The sequence below is a fragment of the Denitratimonas organivorans genome, from assembly GCF_037478135.1.
Lineage (GTDB): Bacteria > Pseudomonadota > Gammaproteobacteria > Xanthomonadales > Xanthomonadaceae > Denitratimonas.
Genome location: NZ_JBBHDV010000009.1, coordinates 112,604 through 136,075 on the forward strand (window position 1 = coordinate 112,604; position 23,472 = coordinate 136,075).

Here is a 23,472-nt window from a genome sequence, read left to right on the forward strand (position 1 = left end):
GTTGCCGAATCATAGAGCAGCGCCGCACGCGATTCGTGACATGCGGATGCGGGATGTCGCAGGTCAGCTCAAACCGCGAAGCGGTGGAGCCGATCATTCACCCGCCCAAGTTGCCCGCCAGGCCGCTCGCGCAAGCCACCGTCGGCTCCGCGCCTGCGGCGCTTGAGCCGACCTGGGTCAGCGCACCCCAAGGGGGCGCGACAAGCCAAAAATCACAGGCACAAAAAAGCCCCGCCGTGTGGCGGGGCTTGTCTTTTTCCTGATTGTCGACAGCGGTTCCGGCAGGTGCTGGTCCCGCCGGAACCTTGGTCGGATCAGCTCAACCTAGCCCGGTGACGCATGGCCAACAGGCCCAGCGCCATTGCCATCAGCAGCAGTGCCCAGGGTGAATCGACCGGAATCCAGGTCGGATTGCCCATGACGCGCACATCGCTGGTGTTGTTGTCCGGGGTCGGGTCGTCACCGTTGCTGCCATCGTCGTCGATGCTGGCGACGTTCTCGATGCCACCGGAAGCCAGCACCGTCACCGCGAACACCACTTCGTGTTCAACCCCATCCGCCGCCAGGTCACCGACCGTCCATTCGCAGACGGTGCCGCTGGGCGAGGCATCGGCACAGCTCCAGCCCGGCGTGCTGCCGGCCTCGTTGAAGGTGCTGTTGGCCGGCACGGTTTCGGTGATGACCACGCCGGTGGCGTCCTGGTCACCGACGTTGCTGTAGGTCAGGGTGAAGCCCAGCACCGAGCCCGGCACCGCGACCGGATTGTTGGCGCGCTTGACGATCACCAGATCCGGAATCGCTTCGACTGGCGTTTCCTCGTCGTCATTGCGCGGATCGGTCGGGTCATGACCCGGCTCACCCGGACCCGGCGGCGGCTGGTCGGGTTCGCCACCGTCGCCATCGGAATGGATCGTCACGCGGTTGGCGATCAGATCCACACCGGAAGCCAGCGGGTCGTCCACCGTCACCACGAACGGCACCGTCACCACCGCCGCACCGGCCACCACTTCGCCCGCCACCTCATGGATACAGGTGGAACCGGCGTTGGCATCCGGCGCGCAGACCCAGCCGCTGCCGCTGAACGTGGTGTGTTCGGGCACGGTTTCGGTCAGCACCACGCCGGTGGCGTTCTGGTCACCGATGTTCTGGTAGCCGATCTCGTAGGTGATGCTGTCACCCGGCTGCACCTCGGCACCGTTGTCGGTCTTGGTCACCACCAGCTCCGGCAGGGCATCCACCGGGGTGTCTTCCTCGTCCTGACGCGGATCGGTCGGGTCATGACCCGGCTCGCCCGGACCCGGCGGCGGCTCATCGGGTTCGCCACCATCACCATCGGAATGGACCGTCACGCGGTTGGCGATGTTTTCCACACCGGCCGGGATTGGGTCGGCCACGGTCACCACGAAGCTGGCGCTGCCGTTGGCACCGGCCGCCACGTCACCCACCAGCAGGGTGCAGACCGAGCCGGCATCGGCATTCGGCGTACAGCTCCAGCCGCCGCCGCTGTAGGTGGTGTGCTCCGGCACGGTTTCGGTCAGCACCACGCCACTGGCGTTCTGGTTGCCGGTGTTCTGGTAGCTGATGGCGTAGCTGAGGGTGTCGCCCGCGCCCACGCTGACGCCGCTGTCGGTCTTGCTGACCGTCAGCGCCGGCATCGCGTCCACCGGGATTGTGGTGGTGTCCTGGTTGTTGTCCGGGGTCGGATCCGGGCCGTTGCTGCCGTCATCGGCGATCGACACCGCGTTGAAGATGTCTTCTACGCCTGCCGGGATCGGATCGGGGATGTTGACCGCGAACAGCACGTTGACCGCCGCCGCACCGGCCGCTACTTCACCCACCACACTGAAGGTGCAGGGCGTTCCCGCCGCCGAACCATCGGCACAGCTCCAGCCCGGCGTGCTTGCACCGGCATTGAAGGTGACATTGGCCGGCACGGTTTCGGTGATGACCACACCGGTCGCACCCTGATTGCCGATGTTCTGGTAGCTCAGGGTGTAGACCAGCACGTCACCCGGCTCGACGCTGGTGGCGCCGGCGGTCTTGGTGATCGCGAGGTCAGGCGTTGCGGTCACCGGCGTGTCATCGGTGGCCGGCGGGGTTTCGGGGCCACCCGGATCGGTGGTGCCCAGTACGGCAGCGTTGAACACCGCATTCACGCCAGCCGGCAGCGGGTCATCGACTTGCACCGCAAAGGTCGCGCTCGCCGCATCGGCAGCCGTGGTCTGACCGATCAACGTGCCGACCGCCAGCGTACAGCTCGAACCTGCGCTGTTGTCCGGTGCGCAGACCCAGCCCGCAGTGCTCGGTGCGCCGGGCACGAACACGGTATTGGCCGGCACCGTCTCGGTGATGACACCGTTGTCGACGTTCAGATCGCCGCTGTTCCAGTAGCGCAGGGTGTAGGCCACGACACCGCCCGGCACCGTGCTGACATCGCCATCGGTCTTGGTCAGTTGCAGCCCTGGCGTGCCTTCCAGCGGCGTGGTTTCGTCGTCGGTGTTGTTGTCCGGCGTCGGATCGGCCGGATTGCCCGGGCCGGCGGCCACCACGGCGGTATTGCCGATGGTGGTGGTGCCTGCGGCAACCGGATCATCGATCACCACCGCGAAGTACACATCGACTGGCGTGCTTGCACCCGGCACATCACCGATGGTGAGGGTACAGGTCGAGCCCGCAGCCACACCGTCACAGCTCCACACCGTCGGAGCGCTGGCGGCGGCGTTGAACGTGGTATTGGCCGGCACCGTTTCGGTGATGGTCACACCGGTCGCCAGCTGGTTGCCGACGTTCTGGTAGGTCAGCGTGTACACGATGGTGTCGCCCGGCAGCGCAACATCGCCGCCTGCCACGTCATCGACCTTGGTCAGCACCAGATCCGGCGCGGCCACGATCGGCACGATGGTCGGATCATCCGGGGTCGGCGTATCCGGATCGTCGCTGGGCACGGTCGGATCGCCCGGCGGCAGGTCGGGCGAGGTCATGATCGCCTGGTTGGCGACCTGGTCCACGCCGAACGGCAGCGGGTTGTCGATCCGCACCGCGAAGGTGCGTGCCACCGAACTGCCGGCCGCCACGTCGAACGCAGTGCCCAGTGCACAGTTCGTGCCCGCTACCGCGCCATCGGCGCAGGACGGTGCCCAGTCGGCATGGCTGCCAGCGGCATCGAACGTGGTATTGGTCGGCACGATGTCGGTCAGCGTCACACCGGTCAACGGCGCCTGGCCGATATTGGCGACCAGAATTTCGAACACCACCACATCGCCCGGCACGAAGGCGCCACTGGTACCGCTGCCGGTGTTGGTCACACTCTTGGTCACGACCGGATCCGGGAATCCGAGCGAGGCATCATCTTCCACGGGCGGGTAGTCACGCTCATCGTCCGGGTCACCCGGCATGGAGCTGTTGTCGGTGATCGTGCCGGTATTCGGCACCGGGTTCTGTTCCGGCGGGAACACCGCCAGCGTGGCATTGAACGTCGCGGTGACACTGGCGCCCGGCAGCAGGCCGACACCGGCATTGCTGCTGAAACGCACCGTGGTCTGGCCTGCTGCCGGCGTATCAGCCAGCACCGCACCGGTGAAACCGGCCGGCGTGGTGCCAAGCGTGACGCTCGACGCATTCCACACCGTGTTCGACAGCACATCCTCCAGCACCACGTCGTAAGCCGGGCCGGTGCCGTTGTTGGTGATGGTCAGCGTGATCTCGGCACTGCCGCCGGTCGTGCCGGCCGCCATGGCCTTGGCCAGCGCCAGATCCGGTTCAACCAGTTCGACGCTTTCCTGATCCTGCACATCCGGCGAGCTGCCATTGCTGAAGACGGCGGTGTTGGTCAACACCACACCATCTGCGTTGGCCGCAGCATCTTCCACCACCGCCGTCACCTGGACCGAGATCCAGTCATCGGTGGTGATGCCGTTGGCCGGGTTGACGATGGCACCGAAGTTGAACGTCACGCTGCTGCCATCCGGCGCAATCACCGGAGCACTGAAACCAGTCGAAATGCCGGTGTTTCCGAACACCGGCACCGTGCTTGCGCTGATCGCACGCAGGCCCGCCGGCAAGGTATCCACCAGCACCGCATTGAGCGTGGTGCCCTGCGGGAAGCCGATGGTCAGCGTGTAGGTGACCTGCTCACCGATGGCCAGATCATCCAGGCCGGTGTGCTGGCCCGTGCCGGTATCACCCAGCGAGGTGGACGCCACCACCTTGGCCAGGGTCGGCGCCAGGATGGTGAAGTTGTCGCGCACTGTACCGGTGCTGCCACGGCGGTTGCCGTTATCTGCCGGGGTCGGTGGATTCTCCAGCGAGTCCCACGCCGCCGATGCCAGGTTCTGGTAGGTCGTACCCGGATTCACATCGTTGGTGACGGTGGCCTGGTACGTGATCGTGCAGCTTGCATCGGCCTTGGTCAGCTCGTTGAACGAGAACACCATGGTCGGATGCGCGCTGGCGTCGGCGGTCGCGCCACAGGTGCCGCCGACCGAGCCGGTGAGGTAGTCCACGCCGGGGTTGGGCAGCACGTCGGTCACGTCCACGTTGAACGCGGTCGCGGTGGAAGCGGCCTGATGCGAGAGCGTGATCTGGAAGGTCAGCACGTCGCCGGCCTGCACGATGTGCGCCGGATCGATCGCCGCGCCGTTCAGCAGCGTCAGCGCCTTGGCGATATCCAGCAGCGGCTCGACGATATCGACGTTGGCGGTCGCGGTGATCGGCGTCGGGATCGAGCTGGCGGTGAAGCCGGCGGTGTTGGTGACGGTGACGCCACCGGCCGTCTGCCCGGTATCCATCACCTGCGCCACCACCTCGAAGGTCATCGTGCGGTCGCCGCTGGTGGCGGCGCGCAGGTCGCCCAGGCTCCAGGTCACGCGGTCGTTGTAGCTGTCCGCATCGGCGCCGTCGCTGGGAACGCCCACCGGCGTGCCGGGCGTACCGGCTACCGGCGTCGAAGTGGCATTGATGCCACTGATGGCATTGCCGACCGCCACGATGCGCGAGGACACCACGTTCATCGACACGGTGTTGACCGGCAACTGGTCGTAAACCTGTGCCGCCAAGCTGTCACCGGCCGGGAACTCGACGGTGAAGCGATAGGTCACCTCACCACCGATCGGCACGTCCGGCGCCACACCCAGTTCGCCATCACCGATGTCCGGGTTCACCGCGAACACGGACTTGCTCATGCCCGGCGAGGAGATCCGCACGGTGTGGTCGTCGCTGTCGCTGTAATCGCGGCCTTCGTCAGCATCCGGATGGGTCGGATCGATCGAATGCCAGGTCAGGTTGGCGGTGTTGACGACATCGGTATTGACCACGACATCGTTCATCAGCGTGGCGCTGTACTGGATTTCCAGCGAGCAGCCCAGCGGCAGGAATTCGACCAGGATGTCGAGACCGGAAGCGTTACTGCTGTCGCTCACCACCGGCACCGGATCCGGAGCAACCGGACAACCGCCACCAGTGAGCGCAGTGCTGGTCACAGTCAGGCCTTGCAGCCCGGCCGGGGTCGGCAGGGTGTCGATGACCTGCACCGTGCGCGCCTCCATGGCTGAAGTCGGCAGATGTTCCACGGTCACGGTGAAGCTGACGGTTTCGCCGGCCTGGCCGCTGGTGATCGGGCTGGATTTGTTGATCGACAGCAAGGGCTCGACCACGTTCACTTCCGCCTCGGCACTGCCTTCGGTGCCGGTGCCGAAGTTGACCGACGCACGGTTGGTCAGGGTTTCGCCGTTGTTGTTGGAATACGGCGCCGCGTCATCGAGCAGGCGGCCCCGCACCTCCACCACGATGGTCTGCGGCGTCGGGCTGTTGTTGTCAACCGGATTGATCACCTGGCCGAAGTTGAAAGTGACGATGTGGTTGTCGGCGCCACTAACCACCGGCGAGCCGCTGCCATCCGCAACGGTCATGCCGCTGCCGGTCGAGACCACCGTCGGCGTACCAACCACCGTCATCAGATTCGGCAACTCGTCAGTGATGGTCAGCTGCGGCGTGGTGCCTTCGGGAATCGTCGCGGTGATGTGGAACGTGGCGATTTCACCAATCGCCAGACCCGCGCCGCCGGTATAGCCCAGCGAAGTGCCGACCAGGGCCTTGCCCAGCGTGACCGGGGTCACGCCGATGGGGGCGTTGGCGTTGCCAGTGAATTCGCGCTCGCCATTCGTGGCACCGGGAGCGCCCGGCGTAGTGGAACCGGTGTCGTTCGGGCCGGTGCCGCTGTCGCCCGGCAGACTGCTCCAGCCGGCGTTGACGGCATTGATGATGGAAGAACCGGGTGCCGCCGCAACCAGCACAGTCGCGGAGTAAGTGATCGTCACCGATCCACCTGCAGGAATCACGTCGATGGTGCCGGAGATGGTGTTGCCGGGGATGTTGGATGTATCGACGAACGCGCTCGCACCGCCTGTCGAAGTGGTACCTGTGATGCTGACCAGCTCCAACTGCGCCGGCAGCACGTCATTGACGACCACGTCATAGGCCGGCATCACGGTGGCAGCAGAGCCGTTGCTGATGGTCAGCGTGTAGGTGACAGGATCGCCGGCCTGCACGCCGCTGTTGGGGCTGACGCTCTTGCCGACAGTGACGTTCGGGGTACGGATGGTGACACCGACATTGCCGGAAACCGGACCGACCTGAGTCGTCCCGCTGCCAACGCGGAAGTTATTGTTGCGAGTGGTGCCAGGGGCGTTGCCGCTGACGTTCAGCACCAGCGCGTTGAACTCGATGACGATGAACTCGGCATCGGCATCGCTGTCGGCATTGGTCACATCACCCAGGCTGAAGCATGGGTCCGTACCTTCGTTGAAGGTTGTGCCAGTGCAGTTGAAGGTGCCAGAACCGCCTTGTCCTGCGGTGGCGTCGATGGCTGCGCCTGCGGAGGTCATCGGTGCTGCCGGCAGCGTCGTCATGGTGGCGCCCGCACCGACGCCGGTTGCGGTCAGACCACCGTTGGAAACCAAAGCAATGCGGGCATTGCCCAGATACTGCATGCCGTTCGGCAAGGCATCACGCACCACGGCATTGGGAATCTGGCCCTCGGGCACTTCCACTACAAGGCGATAGCGCACGATTTCGCCGATCAGCACGTTGGGATTGGTGCTGGCAGCTTCGGACGTGGCAACGATGCTCTTGGTCAGCGCGACATTGCGGATGCCGACATCGGCGGTGTCGGTGACCGGCGGGAAGGTTTCCACGCAAGCAGGATCAGTCGGAGCCGCCGAGCAAGTCGGGCCGTGATACGGGGCCCAGGTGACGCTGGCGGTGTTGGTGATCGGGCCTGCGCCCGGCAGCACATTGCTGGCGATGGTGCAGGTCACGTCGATGTAGGCGGTATCCGAACCGGCGGGCGTGGCACCGCCGGCAAGCAACACCGGCGCATTGGCGTCACCGGGAATGCTCAAGGTGGCACCTGTTGGATTGAACAGGTTGCCGGTCATGCTCAGCGTTTGCCCATCGGCGCGCGCTGCGGTCGCCGTGGTGCAGGCCAGGCCGGCCGGCACGGTATCGGTGGCGACCAGCGTGTAGGCATCGGCTCCACCGGTGTTTTCAATCGTGAGGCGATAGACCACCTGGTCACCGGCATCGGCACCGGTCAGGTTTCCATTCACCGGCAGCGTTGCCGCTGGCGGGCTGATCGTGCCCGAGCCATTGGTGCTGAGCACGCCCTTGGTCATCGTCAGATCCGGCGCGCGCACATGGATCTGGACCGGGGCTTCGCCCGCAGCCGATTCATTGATGCTGTTGTTGGACGTGCCGCGGAAGACGTTGGTCAGGAACAGGTCATCGGCGAAGGCATCCGGCTGAACCCGCACGCGCACGTCAACCGCCACCACCTGCGCCGTCGTGGTGTTGATGTCCGGATAGGTCAGGATCAACGCATTGGCATCCGAATCAATGGTCGCCGTCGGGATCAGGTCCAACGTGTCCTCGTTGTCGGCCGGCGGCATCGCACGGAAGATATCCGGCCCGCCGTAGGTCAAGTTGATGTCGTCAACGTCGAATACCGGCAAAGGGAAGTAGTCGGTGAAGACCACATTCTTAGTATCGCCCGACGGGATCGCCATCGACAGGCGGAAGGTCACGTAGTCGCCCGGAACGAACGGGCCGGTGCTGAGCAGTTCCTTGCGAATTGCGACCGGGTCAATCGTCACGGTCGCAGCCGAACCGTCGGTGCAGGCGCCAGCGCCAGCGGTCAGGCCGTAAGTCGCCACGACGGTATTGGTCAGCGGGTCAGCGGCCAGCACCGGCGCACCATTGCCCTTGTAGAGCTGGAGCACATCCGCGGTATAGGTGATCTGGATCGCGGTGCCGGCCGGGATGTTGGCACCGTTGGCGGCGCGCACATCGAATTCCAGCGTGTCGTTGACGCCCGGGGAGTAGACCGGCGTGATGCCGTTCGGGCCACTACCACCGATGGTGATCTGGGCGCTGCCGATATTGAAATCCACGCCATCGGGCAGCGTATCCAGCACGGTCAGCGCATCGGTGACGCCATATTCGGTGGTCTGGAAGTTAAGCGTATAGGTGACGGTGCCGTCCGGGGTGCCGGAGCTGGCGCTTGCACTCTTCTGCACCGCGACGTGCTTTGCCGTGACCTGCGACTGATCGGTGTCTTCCGGCAGCACGATGGCGCCGGCGCCTGGGGGCAGATAGCTGGCGTTGGCCGTGGCGGTATTGGTCAGCAGCTGCGTGCCGCAGCCGGTTTCGTCGAGGATGTCGGTGATGTAGACCGGGAAGCTGACGACAACATCGCCGCCACCCGGTGCACCCAAATGGTTTCCGCTACAGACGACTTCCAGTTCACCGCCCGGTGTGGCGGTGGAAGGTGTCGTGGTGGAGCAGCTATCGCCCCCCGTGATCGTCACCGGGCCCACGAACTGGACGTTCGGCGGCAGGGTATCGGTGAGGGTCAGCGGGCTGATCAGCGCGGCGCTGGCGATGTCCACGCTCAGTACATAGTCGTACTGCCAGACAGGGCCGGGCGGACGCTCGTCTTCCGGTGCGGTGTTTTCCTTGGTCAGGATCAGCACCTGCGGGGTGATCGTCGGATTGACAGTGCTACCGGCCTCGGTGCTGGAACCGGTGGGGGAATCGCCGTAGCGGTACAGCGGGGTGATCTGGATCGGATAGGGGTTGCCGATGTCGGCCAGATTCGGCGGCGTGTTGTTGGTGTTCACACACAGCTCGGTAATCAGGTCCGGGCCGTTGGCCACCACCGAGCCGAGCGGCATTTCCAGAACCACCATCCGCCAGCCTTCCGGCGCGGTGACCTGGTTGCCCGGCGCGGTCGCCGGCAGGAACAGGGGGTCGGCCAGGGTGTTGCCCGGCGCGGGGGGGAACGTTGTATTGGTGACGACGGTCAGGTTGCTGCCGAACATCTGCGCACCGTCAAACAGCACCTCTGGCGGCAGCAGTACGCGCAGGTACGGGCCGTAACCGGGCGAACCAGTATTTTCCCACGGCACATCGAAACAGAACTGCTCACCGAGCAGTGCCTCGGCCGCTGCCGGTGAAGGCGTCACCACCGGCGTTTGCGCCTGGACCGCTGCCAGGGACAACAGCCCCAGGCACGCCGCCAGCAGACGCGCGCCGGAGCGCACGAAAACGGAAGTCTTGTTCATGGATTTCCCACCCTGTTCTTCTTCCAGCAAAAAATACGAGACATGGCAAACCGGACCCGCATTGCACGGGACCGTACCCAATCAATGCTCGCTACTGCATGACGGCACTTCACGCACCCAAACTCACACACTCTTTCACTTCCCATCTGCCGCGATCATCCGATCAGGCGAAATCATGCTGCAATGCGGCATGGAGCCGTTCCGAATCTCGTCCAGCGGCGTGAAAATATGAAATCTGTGATTGAAAACACATGTGAACTCTTGCTTTTGCCGCGCATCTGACATCTGAACTGCGCGGATTCTGCGCAAAAATCACGGCACCCCGGCTCAGCCCCCGCTGGCGAACACGTAGCCGGTGCCACGCACCGCACGCAGCGGCAGGGTCTGGCCGGTGCGTTGTTCCACCTTGCGGCGCAGGCGGTGCACGATCATTTCCAGGCGATGCGGATCAAAGCTGGCGACATCCTCGGTCAATTCGGCGATCAGGATTTCGCGTTCGACCGGCTCGCCGCCGCCCGCCACCAGCAGCGTCATCACGCGGCGCTCGGCCAGCGTCAGCGCCATCGACTTGCCCTTGGGCGAACGCAGGCACCAGCCATCCGATTCCAGCCGCCATTCGGGCAGGGTTGGAAGCGGTGCGGTCTCGATCCCGGCCGGTGCCGCTTTCATGCGCCGCAGCAGGCTGTGCAGCGTGGCGGCCAGCACCTCGATCTGCAGTGGCTTGGCCAGATAGGCATCGGCGCCGCCGGACAGGCCGCGCACCCGATCCTGCCCTGCATCGCGGCCAGTCAATATCACGATGCCCACCGACATGCCCAGGGCATCGCGCAAATGGGTGGCGGCGGAAAAGCCGTCCTCCTGCGGCAGGCCCACATCCAGCACCACCAGTTCGCAGGCATTGCCGAGAATATGCCGGTACAAGGCCTCGGCCGAATCAACACCGGTCACTTCGAATCCGAAATCGATCAGACCCGGAACCAGAATCCTGTCACGCAGTTCGGCGTCGTCTTCCACCACCACGACACGGGCCAGGCCGGTCTGTGTACGGATGCTGCTGGCGTCTGGCATGGCAACTCTGAATAAGCAAAGACGGCGCGGGACGTACATGAAGTATCCCCGCGCGCGAAAAACCGGAGTGTGGGGATTTTCCACATCGGCCAGTTTACATCAAGCCTCTGGACCCATCCGCAGACGGCAGATTAATGCCGACGCAAAGCCCGCCACGCGGCTTCATGCCGCATCGGATTCAGATCGTGGATTCATCCAGCCGGGCGCCGGCCACGGCGGCAATCTGCCGTGCCCGTTCCCGGCCGATATGGGAAAGATGCGCCGCAGGCGCGGCATCGATCAGGGCGTGGTCACCCAGCCGGGTACTGCTGAAACGCCGGACCCGGGCACAACCGCGCGGCGCATGATGCGGCAGTTCCTGCCACCAGGCCACGTCTGCGGTGGGCGTGTCGGGCAGGTGTTCGAGCAGACGTTCCCAGGCCAGGAAATCGCTGTCGGGCAACAGCCAGATGCTGGCCAGCGGCCAGCCACCGGCACCGAGAAAATGCAGCGATTCACGCGGACCATGGCTGTCCACCAGCACGCTGGCCACCAGGCGCCGTGCACAGACCAGCCCGAGCAGTTCGGGGCGCGCTGGCCACGGTACTGATGAAATCAGTTCCGGCACCACGCCGGTGGCCAGCCCATCCACATGCAATACCGGCCCCAGGGTTTGCAGTGCCGGCGCCAGGTGCTGCCAATCGATGGTGTTGACGGCTGCGGCCGATGCTCCGCGCACCGGCGCGGAGACGGGCCGGGCCGACGGCACAGGGGCCTGCGCACGGCGCAGGCGGGGCAGCAGCAGCGCGATGGCGCTCATCGGCTCACTTGGTCAGGATCAGCTTGTCGTTCTGCGTGTGGCGCAGACGGTATTCCTGATCACCGTGGTGGATGATCAACTCGCGCTCGCCGCGCAGCAGTTCGCGACTGTCGACATGGCTGCGCCCCCCTTGGCTGGAAGCCAGTGACACCGGGTGCTGCGAGGGAACATGGGACGAAACGGCGTGAAGAACAGGATTCATGGTCGGTACTCGGCAAGGAACGGGAATCGGGCCGGACAGGCCACGCCCACGGATGGTAATGATTATCATTCCCATGTCAAGCGCCGTATACAGATCGCTTGTTTGCAGTCGGCAACGATGGCCGCTCACTGCCGGATGCGTGACAACGGATGCGTTGATCAATATCGCGTGATTCAGCCCGGCAGCGCGTTGAGCCGGGCCAGCGTGGCCTCGTCCAGCTGCGGCGCCAGTTCCAAGGCTTGCAGGTTCTGCTGCAGCTGCGCCAGCGACGAACACCCCAGGATCACCGTGCTGACGCGCGGATAGGCCAGACACCAGGCCAGTGCCAGCACAGCCGGCACCACTTCCAGTTCGTGCGCCAACCCGGTCAAGCGCTGCACCGCCGCTTCGCGCGCGGGGCGATCCTGGCCATACATCATCCTCGGCTGCCAGCCTGCATCCTGGCGCGCCAGCCGCGAATCGGCCGGCACCGCACCATCGATGTATTTGCCCGTGAGCAGGCCCGAAGCCAGCGGCGAAGTCACCATCAGGCCCAGACCCAGATCAGCGTGCAGCCCGGCGTATTCGAACTCGACCTGCTCGCGGTGCAGCAGGTTGTACTGCGCCTGCTCGGTATCCGGACCAGCCATGCCGTTGGCGCTGGCGAATCGGGTTGCTTCGCGGATCGCATCGGCCGGCCATTCCGAGGTGCCCCAGTACAGCACCTTGCCGGCGCGGACCAGTTGATCCATCGCCGCGACGGTTTCCTCCACCGGCGTATCCGGGTCCGGACGATGGCACAGGAACAGGTCCAGATATTCGACCTGCAACCGGCGCAGTGCCGCATCGCAGGCATCACGCAGGTGCTTGCGCGAGAGCCCGCGCTGGGTCGGAGCCGGTTGCGGCTGCGCACCGAAGAACGCCTTGCTGCAGACGCAAAACGCATCGCGCGGCAGGCGCAGATCGGCCAGCACATCACCCAGCAATTGCTCGGCGGCACCGTGGGCGTAGTTTTCCGCGCTGTCGAACAGATTGATGCCGGCATCGAATGCGGCCGCCACCAGCTCACGCACCTGCCCGCGTGACAGCACGCCGCCGAAGGTGATCCACGAGCCCAATGACAGCGCCGAAACCTGCAAGCCGCTGTGCCCCAGTCGCCGATATTCCACGTCCGTCTCCCATTGATACCGGACGCCAGTGTACGGTGCCGCAACCGGCACCGCCGCCAGCTAGCCCGGCGGCACCAGCAGCACCCACAGCCCGAGCACCGCGAACAGCGCAGCCGCGCCCCAGCGCGCGTATTTGAGCGGCAGCCGATCCGCGAATTTCGCCCCCAGCGCCACCACCGGCAGGTTCGCCAGCAACATGCCGACCGTGGTGCCGATCACCACCAGATACAGCGGCGAATACTGCGCCGCCAGCACCACCGTGGCGACCTGGGTCTTGTCGCCGATCTCGGCCAGGAAGAACGCGACCGTCGTGGCGACGAACGCGCCATAGCGCGATTCCGGCGCCGTTTCATCATCGATGGCGTCCGGCTTCAACGTCCACAGCGCCACCGCGATGAACGAACCGCCAACGATCCAGCGCAGCAGTTCCGGCGACAGCCAGGCCGCCAGCCAGGCGCCCAGCCAGGCGGCCACGGCGTGGTTGAGCACGGTCGCCAGCAGGATGCCCCAGGCAAGCGGCCAGAAACGGCGGTAGCGTGCGGCCAGCAGCAAGGCGAGCAGTTGCGTCTTGTCGCCGATCTCGGCGATGGCGACGGCAAAGGTGGAGACGAGGAGGGTTTCCATGATGATGTTCTGAATCCGTACCGGGCGGAGCAGCGGCACAGGCCGATGCGATGTCCGCCCGGCCGGTGGTCATCGCATCAACCCATGGTCTTGTCCGATTCGGAATCCTCAGCGCCATGGCCTGCCGGCCAAGCATGTGGACACTGCGACGGCGCGCCGGAAGGCGGCCGGGACTACTCTCCAGAGGAGGCCGCGCAGTATATCGGCAGTGCCGCTGCGCGGCCATCGCCGGCCGCTTCACGCGCGTTGCTGCTGCACCACCGCTTGCACACCGTGTTGCGCTCGCCCTACGCTCCCGCGTCGGCTCCGGCATCGAGGAGCCCGGGGACCCCTAGACCATGCTGCATATCCTGTTCGGAATCTTCGGCCTTGCCTGCCTGATCGGCCTGGCTTTCCTGTTCTCCAACAACAAGCGCGCGATCGACTGGCCGCTGGTGCTGACCGGCATCGGTTTGCAGATCGGCTTCGCGGTGCTGGTGCTGGTGGTGCCGGGCGGCAAGGACGTGTTCGATGCGCTCGGTCACGGTTTCGTGAAGATCCTGGGCTTCGTCAACGCCGGTTCCGAATTCATCTTCGGCAGCCTGATGAACACCGACACCTATGGCTTCATCTTCGCCTTCCAGGTGCTGCCGACGATCATCTTCTTCGCCTCGCTGATGGCGGTGCTGTACCACTTCAACGTGATGCAGTGGGTGGTACGCCTCATGACACTGGCGATCACCAAGGTGATGCGGGTATCCGGCGCGGAAACCACCAGTGTCTGCGCCAGCGTGTTCATCGGCCAGACCGAGGCGCCGCTGACGGTGCGCCCGTACATCGCGAAGATGACCGAATCCGAGCTGCTGACGATGATGATCGGCGGCATGGCGCACATCGCCGGCGGCGTGCTGGCGGCCTATGTCGCACTGCTCGGCGGCGGCGACGAGGCGCAGCAGGTGTTCTATGCCAAGCACCTGCTGGCGGCCAGCATCATGGCGGCGCCGGCAACGCTGGTGATCGCCAAGATCCTGATCCCGGAAACCGGCGATCCGCTGACCCGCGGCAGCGTCCGCATCGAAGTGGAAAAAACGTCGGCCAACGTCATCGATGCCGCCGCCGCCGGTGCCGCCGACGGCCTCAAGCTGGCACTGAACATCGGCGCGATGCTGCTGGCCTTCATCGCGCTGATCGCGATGATCAACTGGCCACTGACCTGGCTGGGCGATGTCACCGGGCTGGCTGAAGCGATCGGCCGCCCGACCGATCTTTCCACGCTGTTCGGCTTCCTGCTGGCCCCGATCGCCTGGGTCATCGGGGTGCCGTGGCAGGACGCGACCACGGTCGGCGGCCTGATTGGACAGAAGGTGGTGATCAACGAGTTCGTCGCCTATCTCAACCTGGCCGAAATCGTGAACTGCAAGACCCCGGACATGATGCTGAGCAATCAGGCGATCCTTGTGGCCACCTATGCTCTGTGTGGTTTTGCCAACTTCAGCTCGATCGCAATCCAGATCGGAGGCATCGGCGGCCTGGCGCCCAACCGCCGCCAGGATCTCGCCCGTTTTGGCCTGCGTGCGGTGCTGGGCGGCTCAATCGCCACCTTCATGACCGCCACGATCGCCGGCGTCATCTACGTGATGCAGGTGTCGGCCGAAACCGCCGCCACCGTGGCCTGCGCGGCCGGCTGAGGCGGCAGCCATGTCGCGCGTGGCCGTGGTCGGCTCCTACAACCAGGATTTCATCTGGCGCAGCGAGAGCTTCCCGGTGCCGGGTGAAACCCGTCTGGGCCGGTTTTCCACCGGCCCCGGCGGCAAGGGCTTCAACCAGGCCGTCGCAGCCGCACGCCAAGGCGCACAGGTCGGTTTCATCGGTGCCCTGGGGCGCGACACCATCGGCGAAAAGGCCGCCGCGCTGGCGCAACAGGAAAACATCGACGCGCACTGGCAATGGTGCGACGACCACGCCAGCGGCAATGCCGCGATCATCGTGGATGCCTCGGGCCAGAACCTGATCGTGGTCGGCTCCGGCGCGAACATGGCGCTGACGCCGGACTTCATCGACGCACAGGCCGATGTCATCCAGCGCGCGGCGGTGCTGCTGACCCAGCACGAAATCACGCTGGATGCCACGCGCCGCGCACTGGAACTGGCGCGCGCCGGCAAGGCGCTGACGGTGCACAACCCGGCCCCGGCGCTGGCCGGCGAAGACGGCGCATTGCTGCCGCTGGTCGATGTGCTGACCCCGAACGAAACCGAATTCGCCCACCTGCTCGCGCGCCATGCGCAACTGGACATCGATGCCACCACGCTGGCCCTGCTCGGTGATGGCGAACTGCATGCGCTGGCGCTGCGGCTGCCGGTCCAGACCCTGGTACTGACGCTGGGCGCGGCCGGCGCCTTCGTCTCACACCGCACCGCATCGCGTTTCAGTACCGCCGGAAGTTTCGAGCGGGTGGCGGCAGCGCCGGTGACCCCGGTCGACACCACCGGTGCCGGCGATGCCTTCAACGGCGCGCTGGCCGCGGCACTGGCGCAAGCGGATGGCGGCGACTTCATCGACGCGGTGCGCTTTGCCAACCACGTCGCCGGACTGGCCACCGAATCACCGGGCGCCGCCTCCGCCATGCCCACGCGCGACGCGGTGAAAGCACGGTTTGGTTGATGTGGGTTTCACGTCTGGCTTTCGTTGATTCCAGCACTTGCCTCTTGAACGCGGAAAACCACTCCCTCTCCCCCATCGCCGATGGGGGAGAGGGCTGGGGTGAGGGGGGCTTTCCGCGATAGCGACACACAAAAGCACTCACACCTGCGGCGTTCGCCCGCTCACCCTGACCTTCTCCCCCGCCAGCGGAGGAGAGGGAACACCAAACGCCCGCATGAATCCATGATCCTGTACACACCCCCCCGCACATTGGGGCTTGAATTGAAGTTGCATCTACAATTCCCCGATGCAACTTGGCCCCTACTCTTTCGACACACCGCTGGTGCTGGCCCCGATGGCCGGTGTCACCGACAAGCCGTTCCGCCTGCTGTGCAAGCGTCTGGGCGCGGACCTGGCCGTGTCGGAAATGACCACCTCGGACCCGCGCCTGTGGCGCACCCGCAAGAGCCGCTGGCGCATGGATCATGACGGCGAACCGGCACCGGTCAGCGTGCAGATCGCCGGTGCCGATCCGGCCGCACTGGCCGAGGCGGCACGTTTCAACGTCGAGCACGGCGCCCAACTCATCGACATCAACATGGGCTGCCCGGCGAAGAAGGTCTGCAATGTCTGGGCCGGCTCGGCGCTGATGCAGGACGAAGCCCTGGTCGGGCGCATCCTGGATGCGGTCGTCGGCGCGGTCGATGTGCCGGTCACGCTGAAAATCCGTACCGGCTGGAATTGCGAAAACCGCAACGGCCCGCGCATCGCGAAAATCGCCGAACAGGCCGGCATCGCTGCGCTGGCGGTGCACGGCCGCACCCGCGCCGAGCACTACAGCGGCCAGGCCGAATACGACACCATCGCGCAGATCAAATCCGAGGTTGCGATCCCGGTGCTGGCCAATGGCGATATCGACTCGCCGCAGAAGGCCGCCGCCGTGCTCACCCATACCGGCGCCGACGGCCTGCTGATCGGCCGCGCGGCACAGGGCCGGCCGTGGATCTTCGGCCGGATCGCGCATTTCCTGAAAACCGGAGAAGACTTGCCGCCGCCTTCACTGCCCCAGGTGCGCGACATCCTGCTCGGGCATCTGGACGCGCTGCACGATTTCTATGGTGAGGAACATGGTGTGCGCATCGCGCGCAAGCATCTGGGCTGGTACGCCAAGGATCACCCCGAAGCCGCCACCTTCCGCGCCGTGGTCAATGCCGCGCAGAGTGCGCAGGCGCAACGCGGCATCACCGCCGACTGGTTCGACGCCCTGATCGCCGGCCTTGATCCCGCCGCACGGCTGGCAGCCTGACAGCCAGCAAGGCAGCGCCGGACTGGAACCACTCGCTGTTCCCGGCTCGCCTTTCCGGGCACCGTGAAACCCGGCGCAGGCTCCTGGCTTTCAACCCCGGAATTTCCGGTGCGCATGCAGCGACATGATGATGCCGAAGCCGGCCAGCAGCGTCACCGCGGAGGTGCCGCCGTAGCTGATCAGCGGCATCGGCACGCCCACTACCGGGAGCAGGCCGGTGATCATGCCGCCGTTCACCAGCACGTAGACGAACAGGGTGCAGGCCAGCGCGCTGCCCAGCACGCGCCCGAAGCTGTCGCGCGCGTTGGCCGCGATCCACAGGCTGCGGCCGATGATGAACAGGTACAGCGCCAACATCGCGCAGACCCCAACGAAACCGAAATCCTCGGCCAGCACCGCGAAGATGAAATCGGTGGTGTGTTCGGGCAGAAACTCCAGCCGCGATTGCGTACCCTGGCCCCAGCCCTTGCCCCAGGTGCCACCGGAGCCCACGGCGATCTTGGACTGGATGATGTTCCAGCCATCGCCGAGCGGGTCGGCTTCCGGATTCATGAAGGTCAGCAGACGCCGGCGCTGGTAATCGTGCAGGAAATTCCAGCCGATCGGTGCCGCCAGCGTCGCCAGCCCGGCCAGCAATCCTATGCGCCACCACGCCATGCCGGCGAAGAACACCACGAACACGCCACTGGCACACACCAGCATCGCGGTGCCTAGATCCGGCTGGACCGCGATCAACGCGGTCGGCACGCCAATAATGGCCGCGCACGCCAGCAACACGCCCCAGCCCGGCGGCAACACGCGCTCGTTGAGGAAGGCCGCGACCATCAGCGGCACCGAAATCTTCATCAGCTCCGCCGGCTGGATGTAGAAAAACCCCAGATACAACCAGTGGCGGCCGCTGCGCCCGGTGCCGAAGACCGGCACCAGCAACAGCAACACCAGCGTGGCCAGATAGATCCACGGTGCCCACAGCCGCAACCGCGCCGGCGGCACCCGCGCCAGCACCAGCAACGCGGCCAGACCGGCGCCAGTGCGCACCGCCTGCGACCAGACCACCCGCATATCGCCGGCGGCGGCACTGTGCAGCACCGCCAGTCCGGCACCGATCAACGCCAGCAGCGCCAGCAGCAGCGAAATATCCACGCGCGGCGGCCCGATCAGGTGGCGCCAGCGGTACAACAGCGCGTTCATGCCGGATTCCTGCGCAGCCAGGCGTCCATGATGCGCAACGCCACCGGCGCCGCGACGCTGGAGCCGGAGCCGCCGTGCTCCACCACCACCATCACCGCCACACGCGGTGCGTCCGTCGGCGCAAAACCGACGAACAGCGCATTGTGGCGCTGGTTGAACGGCAATTCGTCGACCTTGAGCGCGACATCGGTGCGGCGGGTGATGCGCTGGGCAGTGCCGGTCTTGCCGGCAACGTGGTAATCCAGATCGAACTGTGCCAGCTGGTTGCGCGCGGTGCCGGTGGGGCCATGCAGCACCGCGACCATGGCCTCGGCCACCGCCGCCAGGTGTGCCGGGCTGCTGACCACCGGTTCGCCCGGCGGCGCCACCGGTTCCATCATCTGTGGCGCATCGAACCCGCTCTGCGAGGCGCGCAGCAGATGCGGGGTGCGCTGCACGCCGCCATTGGCCAGCATCGCTGTGGCCTGCGCCAGCTGCAGCGGCGTGGTCACCCAGAAACCCTGGCCGATGCCGGCGATCACGGTTTCGCCGGGAAACCAGACCTCGTTGCGCGTGGCCCGCTTCCACTGCTGCGACGGCAACACGCCGCTGGCCTCGCCCAGCAAGTCGATGCCGGTGGGCTGGCCGAAGCCGAAGCGCGCCATGTACTGGCTGAAACGGTCGATGCCCAGATCCACCGCGAGCTGGAAGAAGTAGGTGTTGACCGACTGCGCCATCGCCTCCTTCAGATCGACATGGCCATGGCCGCCACGGCGCCAGTCGCGGTATTCGCGCTCATGCCCGGGCAGCTTGAAAGCACCGGAGGAAAACGTCGTGTCGCGCGGCGTGCGCAGGCCCAGTTCGAGCCCGGCCAGCGCGACGAAAGGTTTGAGCGTGGAGCCGGGTTCGTAGCCGCCCTGCAATACCCGGTTGAACAGCGGCCGCGATGGCGAATCCAGCAGTTCGGCATAAGCCTGCCGGCCGATGCCGCTGACAAACGGATTGGGGTCGTAGCTGGGCAGACTGGCCAGCGCCAGCACTTCGCCATTGCGCGGGTCCAGCACCACCGCCGCGCCATGCTGGCCCTCGAATGCATCCACCACGGCCTGCTGCAGTTCGGCATCAATCGTCAGGTAAAGATCCTGCCCGGCGTGCGCCTGCTCGCGCCCGACCACGCGCAGCACCCGGCCCTCGGCATTGACCTCGATGTGTTCCACGCCCACCTGCCCGTGCAGGCGCGACTCGTAGAAACGCTCGATGCCAGCCTTGCCGATATGCGTGGCGCCGCTGTAGCGCGAGGCGTCAACGCGTTCCAGATCAGCCGCATCGATTCTTCCCACATAGCCGATCACATGCGCGAACAGCTCGCCGAACGGGTAACGCCGGTTCAGATACGGCACCACTTCCACGCCCGGGAAACGATGCCGGTCCACGGCGAAGCGCGCCACCTCGATCTCGCTCAGGCGCAGCTTGATCGTCACCGGCTGGAAGCGGCGCCGTGCCCGCGCCGTGGCCAGGAAGCTCTCGACATCCTCGTCCGACAGCTCGATCACCTCACGCAGCCGCGCGACCATGTCGTCCAGGTCCTCGACATCCTCGCGCACTGCGTCCAGCCGGTAGGCCGGCACGTTGTCGGCCAGCAGGCGGCCGTTGCGGTCGTAGATCAGCCCGCGCGCCGGCACGATCGGCCGCGCCTTGATGCGGTTGGCCTCCGAGCGGGTGTGGAATTCGTCGAAACTGGCGACCTGCAACCAGGCAAAGCGCGCGCCCAGCACCACGAACGCCAACACCACCAGCACGAACGCCACCACCGCCCGGCGCCGCTGCGTCGTGGCCTCAAGCAGCGGATTGCGCATCGGCTGGCGCGGCGTTCTTTTCATGGCAGCGGCCGCCGCGTCTTCATGATCCGTCGCGGCTGCGCAGACGCAGGCGGATGTCATCCAGCAGCACGTACAGCCAGGGCCAGATCAGCGCCCCGATCCAGGGCGCCACCCAGAACTCCCAGCCGGGCATACCCTCGCCGCTCAGGGCCCGGATCATCAGCACCACGATGCGGTCGTTGAGCAGCAGCGCCAGCACCGCGAACGCCTGTTGCAGCAGCGTGAAGAAGCGCAGCCGCGCGCGGAAGCGCAGCACGATGAAGGCGATCACGCACAGCCGCAGCGCCTGCTCGCCGATCAGCGTGCCGAATACCAGATCCGCCGCCAATCCCAGCACGAAGGCCCAGCCCAGGCCCATGCGTGAACCACCCGAACCCTCCAGCACCCAGTAGCACACCACCAGCGCCAGCCAGTTGGGCCGGAACAGCCCCAGATACTCCGGCAACGGCCACAGCGCCAGCGCGAACGCCAGCAATACGGTGGCGATGACAATGCCGCCACCATTGCGTTGCCGGCTCATGCCGAAGGCTCCGTGGCCGAAGGCTCCGTGTCGGGTACAGCAGGCGGCGGCGTGGCGTCGGAAGGCGTACCCGCTGCTGCCGGCGTGGCCGGATCGGCAACCCCGTTCTCCGGTATCACTCCTTCCGGCAGCGGCCCCATCGGCTTGTCATCCGGAGACTGTGCGTTCCACACCAGCAGCACCTCGCCACCGCGATCCAGCCGCGCCGCCGGCTGCACATCGGCCACCACGAACAGCCGGGTATCATCCGGATGCAGGTGCTGGATGGTGCCGACCTTGAACCCGGCCGGGAAGCGCCCGCCGATGCCGGAGGTTTCCAGCACATCGCCCACGCGCAGATCGGCACTGAGCGGAATGCTCGGCACTTCCAACCGATCCACACTGCCGGTCCCGAACGCGATCGCGCGCAGCCCGGTGCGCACCACCTGCACCGGGATCGCATGGCTCGGGTCCGAGACCAGGATCACGCTGGAATTCATCGGCGTCACCGCCAGCACCTGGCCCACGACACCATCGGCATCGATCACCGCCAGGCCTTCGCTGACCCCGCGACGGCTGCCGGCATCCAGCAGGATGCGATGGCGGAACGGGTCCAGATCGACATCGATCAGGCTTGCCAGCTGCACGTTCAGGCGCAGGCCGCGGGTGCCGCCGAGCAGTTGCCGCAGGCGCAGGTTCTCCACCTGCACACTGGCCAGCCGGTCCAGTCGCGCATTGGCCAGCAGCAGTTGTTCGCGCAGCTCGCTGTTTTCGCGGATCATGTCCTGCTGTGCGGTCAGATGACCGGAGACGCCGCGCGCCAGCCGCGCCGGAGTGCCGGCCAGACGGTAGATCGGCCCGGTCAGCAGGCCTGCGGCGTTGCGCAGGCGCTCCAGATGGCCGCCGTGGTGATCGGCCACCATCAGGATCATCGCGGCCGCCAGATAGGCCAGCAGCCGCAGCGTGCCGGCGCCCCCTTCGGCGAACAGACTTCCCCCGGCATTGCCCGAATGCACCACGTCAACACCTTCCTCTACCGGCTCGGGCGGCCACGCCGTGACTTATTCGGGCGCGAAGAAATCGTTGCCGTGCATGTCGATCAGCTCCAGCGCACGGCCGCCGCCGCGCGCCACGCAGGTCAGCGGATCATCGGCCACGTGCACGTACAGCCCGGTTTCCTCGGACAGCAGCTTGTCCAGATCGCGCAGCAGCGCGCTGCCGCCGGTCAGCACGATGCCGCGTTCGTAAACGTCGGCGCACAGCTCCGGCGGGGTCTGCTCCAGCGCCGCGCGCACCGCTGCGGTGATGCCGGCCAGCGGCTCGTGCAGGGCTTCGAGCACCTCGTTGGAGTTGATCGTGAAATTGCGCGGCACCCCTTCCGCCAGATTGCGGCCGGACACCTCGATTTCCTTGATCTCGGCTTGCGGGAAAGCGCAGCCGACCTCGACCTTGATCTTCTCGGCCGTGGTTTCACCGATCAGGGTGCCGTGGTTGCGCCGCACATAACTGATGATGGCCTCGTCGAAGCGGTCGCCGCCGATCCGCACCGATTGCGAATAGACGATGCCGTTGAGCGAAATCACCGCCACTTCCGAAGTGCCGCCGCCGATGTCCAGCACCATCGCGCCGCGTGCCTCGTGGATCGGGATGCCGGCACCGATCGCAGCCGACATCGGCTCCTCGATCAGGAACACTTCGCGCGCGCCGGCCTCCTCGGCCGATTCCTTGATCGCACGCCGCTCGACCTGGGTGGAACCGCAGGGCACGCAGATCAGCACGCGCGGGCTCGGGCGCAGGAAGCGCGCCTTGTGCACGCGCCGGATGAAATGCTTGAGCATTTCCTCGGTGGTGGAGAAATCGGCAATCACGCCATCCTTCATCGGACGGATCGTGGCGATATTGCCGGGCGTGCGGCCCAGCATGCGCTTGGCCTCCAGGCCCACCGCCGCGACCTGGCGCGGAGAACCGGGCACCTTGTCCTGGCGGATCGCGACCACCGAGGGCTCGTTGAGCACGATGCCCTGGCCACGGACATAGATGATGGTGTTGGCGGTGCCCAGATCGATCGAAAGATCGTTGGAAAACATGCCGCGCAGTGTCTTGAACATTCGGATGGTCGCCGGAAAAGGTGCAGAAAAGTCCGCTAGCCTAGCAACGCACCCGATGTCCGGCAAGGCGCGTGTTTCCTCGCGTTATCAGGGTGTTAAATGCCCCTCGCGCGGCTTCCCGGATGCATCGCCCGGGCCGGAGTTGCGATACCGGTCGCACGCATCGCCGGGCGGCGCCACACCCATCGGCACGCTGAGGCGGCAGCGGTGTGGGAGCCCGTACCCACATGCGGCCGGCCGCATGGCAAAACCGGCTAGCCCGGATATTTCATGAGGGGCGTGGATGATCGCGAGGTATTTTGCGCCGCTCGCAAGGCGCAACGACTCCCGGTGGCAGGCCCCACCGGGGGGAGGAACAACGCAGCGAGCGGCGCAAAAGACCCGCGAGCGCCGCGTCAGCAGAAAAGTGTGCGGGACACTTCATCCAAAGCG

Annotated in this window: 14 protein-coding genes; 3 read left to right on the plus strand and 11 right to left on the minus strand. The window is 66.0% G+C overall.

The annotated features are described in order from the left end of the window. Positions 1-314: 314 nt before the first annotated feature. The 6 genes from WDB66_RS10635 to WDB66_RS10660 form a co-directional block, all read right to left on the minus strand. Positions 315-9,617: a hypothetical protein gene (locus WDB66_RS10635; protein WP_339398555.1), complete on the minus strand. Its 9,303-nt coding sequence runs from the start codon at positions 9,615-9,617 to the stop codon at positions 315-317. 327 nt (positions 9,618-9,944) lie between these two features. Then, positions 9,945-10,685 (minus strand): response regulator transcription factor, encoded by a 741-nt coding sequence (locus tag WDB66_RS10640; RefSeq protein WP_339398556.1) that lies wholly within the window; start codon positions 10,683-10,685, stop codon positions 9,945-9,947. Positions 10,686-10,863: 178 nt separating this feature from the next. Further along, positions 10,864-11,484: a hypothetical protein gene (locus tag WDB66_RS10645; protein WP_339398557.1), complete on the minus strand. Its 621-nt coding sequence runs from the start codon at positions 11,482-11,484 to the stop codon at positions 10,864-10,866. Between the two features lie 4 nt (positions 11,485-11,488). Further along, positions 11,489-11,686 (minus strand): hemin uptake protein HemP, encoded by a 198-nt coding sequence (locus tag WDB66_RS10650; RefSeq protein WP_339398558.1) that lies wholly within the window; start codon positions 11,684-11,686, stop codon positions 11,489-11,491. Positions 11,687-11,859: 173 nt separating this feature from the next. Next, positions 11,860-12,834: an aldo/keto reductase gene (locus WDB66_RS10655; protein ID WP_339398559.1), complete on the minus strand. Its 975-nt coding sequence runs from the start codon at positions 12,832-12,834 to the stop codon at positions 11,860-11,862. Between the two features lie 60 nt (positions 12,835-12,894). Continuing rightward, a complete protein-coding gene (locus WDB66_RS10660) occupies positions 12,895-13,458 on the minus strand; it encodes a TMEM165/GDT1 family protein (RefSeq protein ID WP_489670853.1) in 564 nt (187 codons plus the stop codon). A gap of 338 nt (positions 13,459-13,796) precedes the next feature. Between WDB66_RS10660 and WDB66_RS10665 the strand changes: the two genes are divergently transcribed. The 3 genes from WDB66_RS10665 (at position 13,797) to dusB (ending at position 17,383) form a co-directional block, all read left to right on the plus strand. After that, positions 13,797-15,125 (plus strand): NupC/NupG family nucleoside CNT transporter, encoded by a 1,329-nt coding sequence (locus tag WDB66_RS10665; protein ID WP_339398560.1) that lies wholly within the window; start codon positions 13,797-13,799, stop codon positions 15,123-15,125. A gap of 10 nt (positions 15,126-15,135) precedes the next feature. After that, entirely contained in the window at positions 15,136-16,098 is a 963-nt protein-coding gene (locus WDB66_RS10670; protein WP_339398561.1) for a ribokinase, read from the plus strand. Positions 16,099-16,384: 286 nt separating this feature from the next. Then, a complete protein-coding gene (gene dusB, locus WDB66_RS10675) occupies positions 16,385-17,383 on the plus strand; it encodes a tRNA dihydrouridine synthase DusB (RefSeq protein ID WP_339398562.1) in 999 nt (332 codons plus the stop codon). Between the two features lie 90 nt (positions 17,384-17,473). Here the strand turns inward: dusB and rodA are convergent, their stop codons facing one another. Genes rodA through WDB66_RS10700 form a run of 5 tightly spaced genes read right to left on the minus strand, consistent with a single transcriptional unit; the run spans position 17,474 to position 23,040 of the window. After that, positions 17,474-18,574 (minus strand): rod shape-determining protein RodA, encoded by a 1,101-nt coding sequence (rodA, locus tag WDB66_RS10680; protein WP_339398563.1) that lies wholly within the window; start codon positions 18,572-18,574, stop codon positions 17,474-17,476. After that, entirely contained in the window at positions 18,571-20,433 is a 1,863-nt protein-coding gene (mrdA, locus tag WDB66_RS10685; RefSeq protein ID WP_339398564.1) for a penicillin-binding protein 2, read from the minus strand. The genes rodA and mrdA overlap by 4 nt, the downstream gene beginning before the upstream one ends. A 19-nt stretch (positions 20,434-20,452) precedes the next feature. Further along, on the minus strand, positions 20,453-20,953 hold the full coding sequence (gene mreD / locus WDB66_RS10690) for a rod shape-determining protein MreD (RefSeq protein ID WP_339398565.1): 501 nt from the start codon (positions 20,951-20,953) through the stop codon (positions 20,453-20,455). Continuing rightward, the gene (gene mreC / locus WDB66_RS10695) at positions 20,950-21,951 is read right to left on the minus strand and encodes a rod shape-determining protein MreC (protein ID WP_339398566.1); all 1,002 of its coding nucleotides are present in this window, start codon (positions 21,949-21,951) and stop codon (positions 20,950-20,952) included. The genes mreD and mreC overlap by 4 nt, the downstream gene beginning before the upstream one ends. A gap of 42 nt (positions 21,952-21,993) precedes the next feature. Then, on the minus strand, positions 21,994-23,040 hold the full coding sequence (locus WDB66_RS10700) for a rod shape-determining protein (protein WP_339398567.1): 1,047 nt from the start codon (positions 23,038-23,040) through the stop codon (positions 21,994-21,996). Between the last annotated feature and the right edge of the window lie 432 nt (positions 23,041-23,472).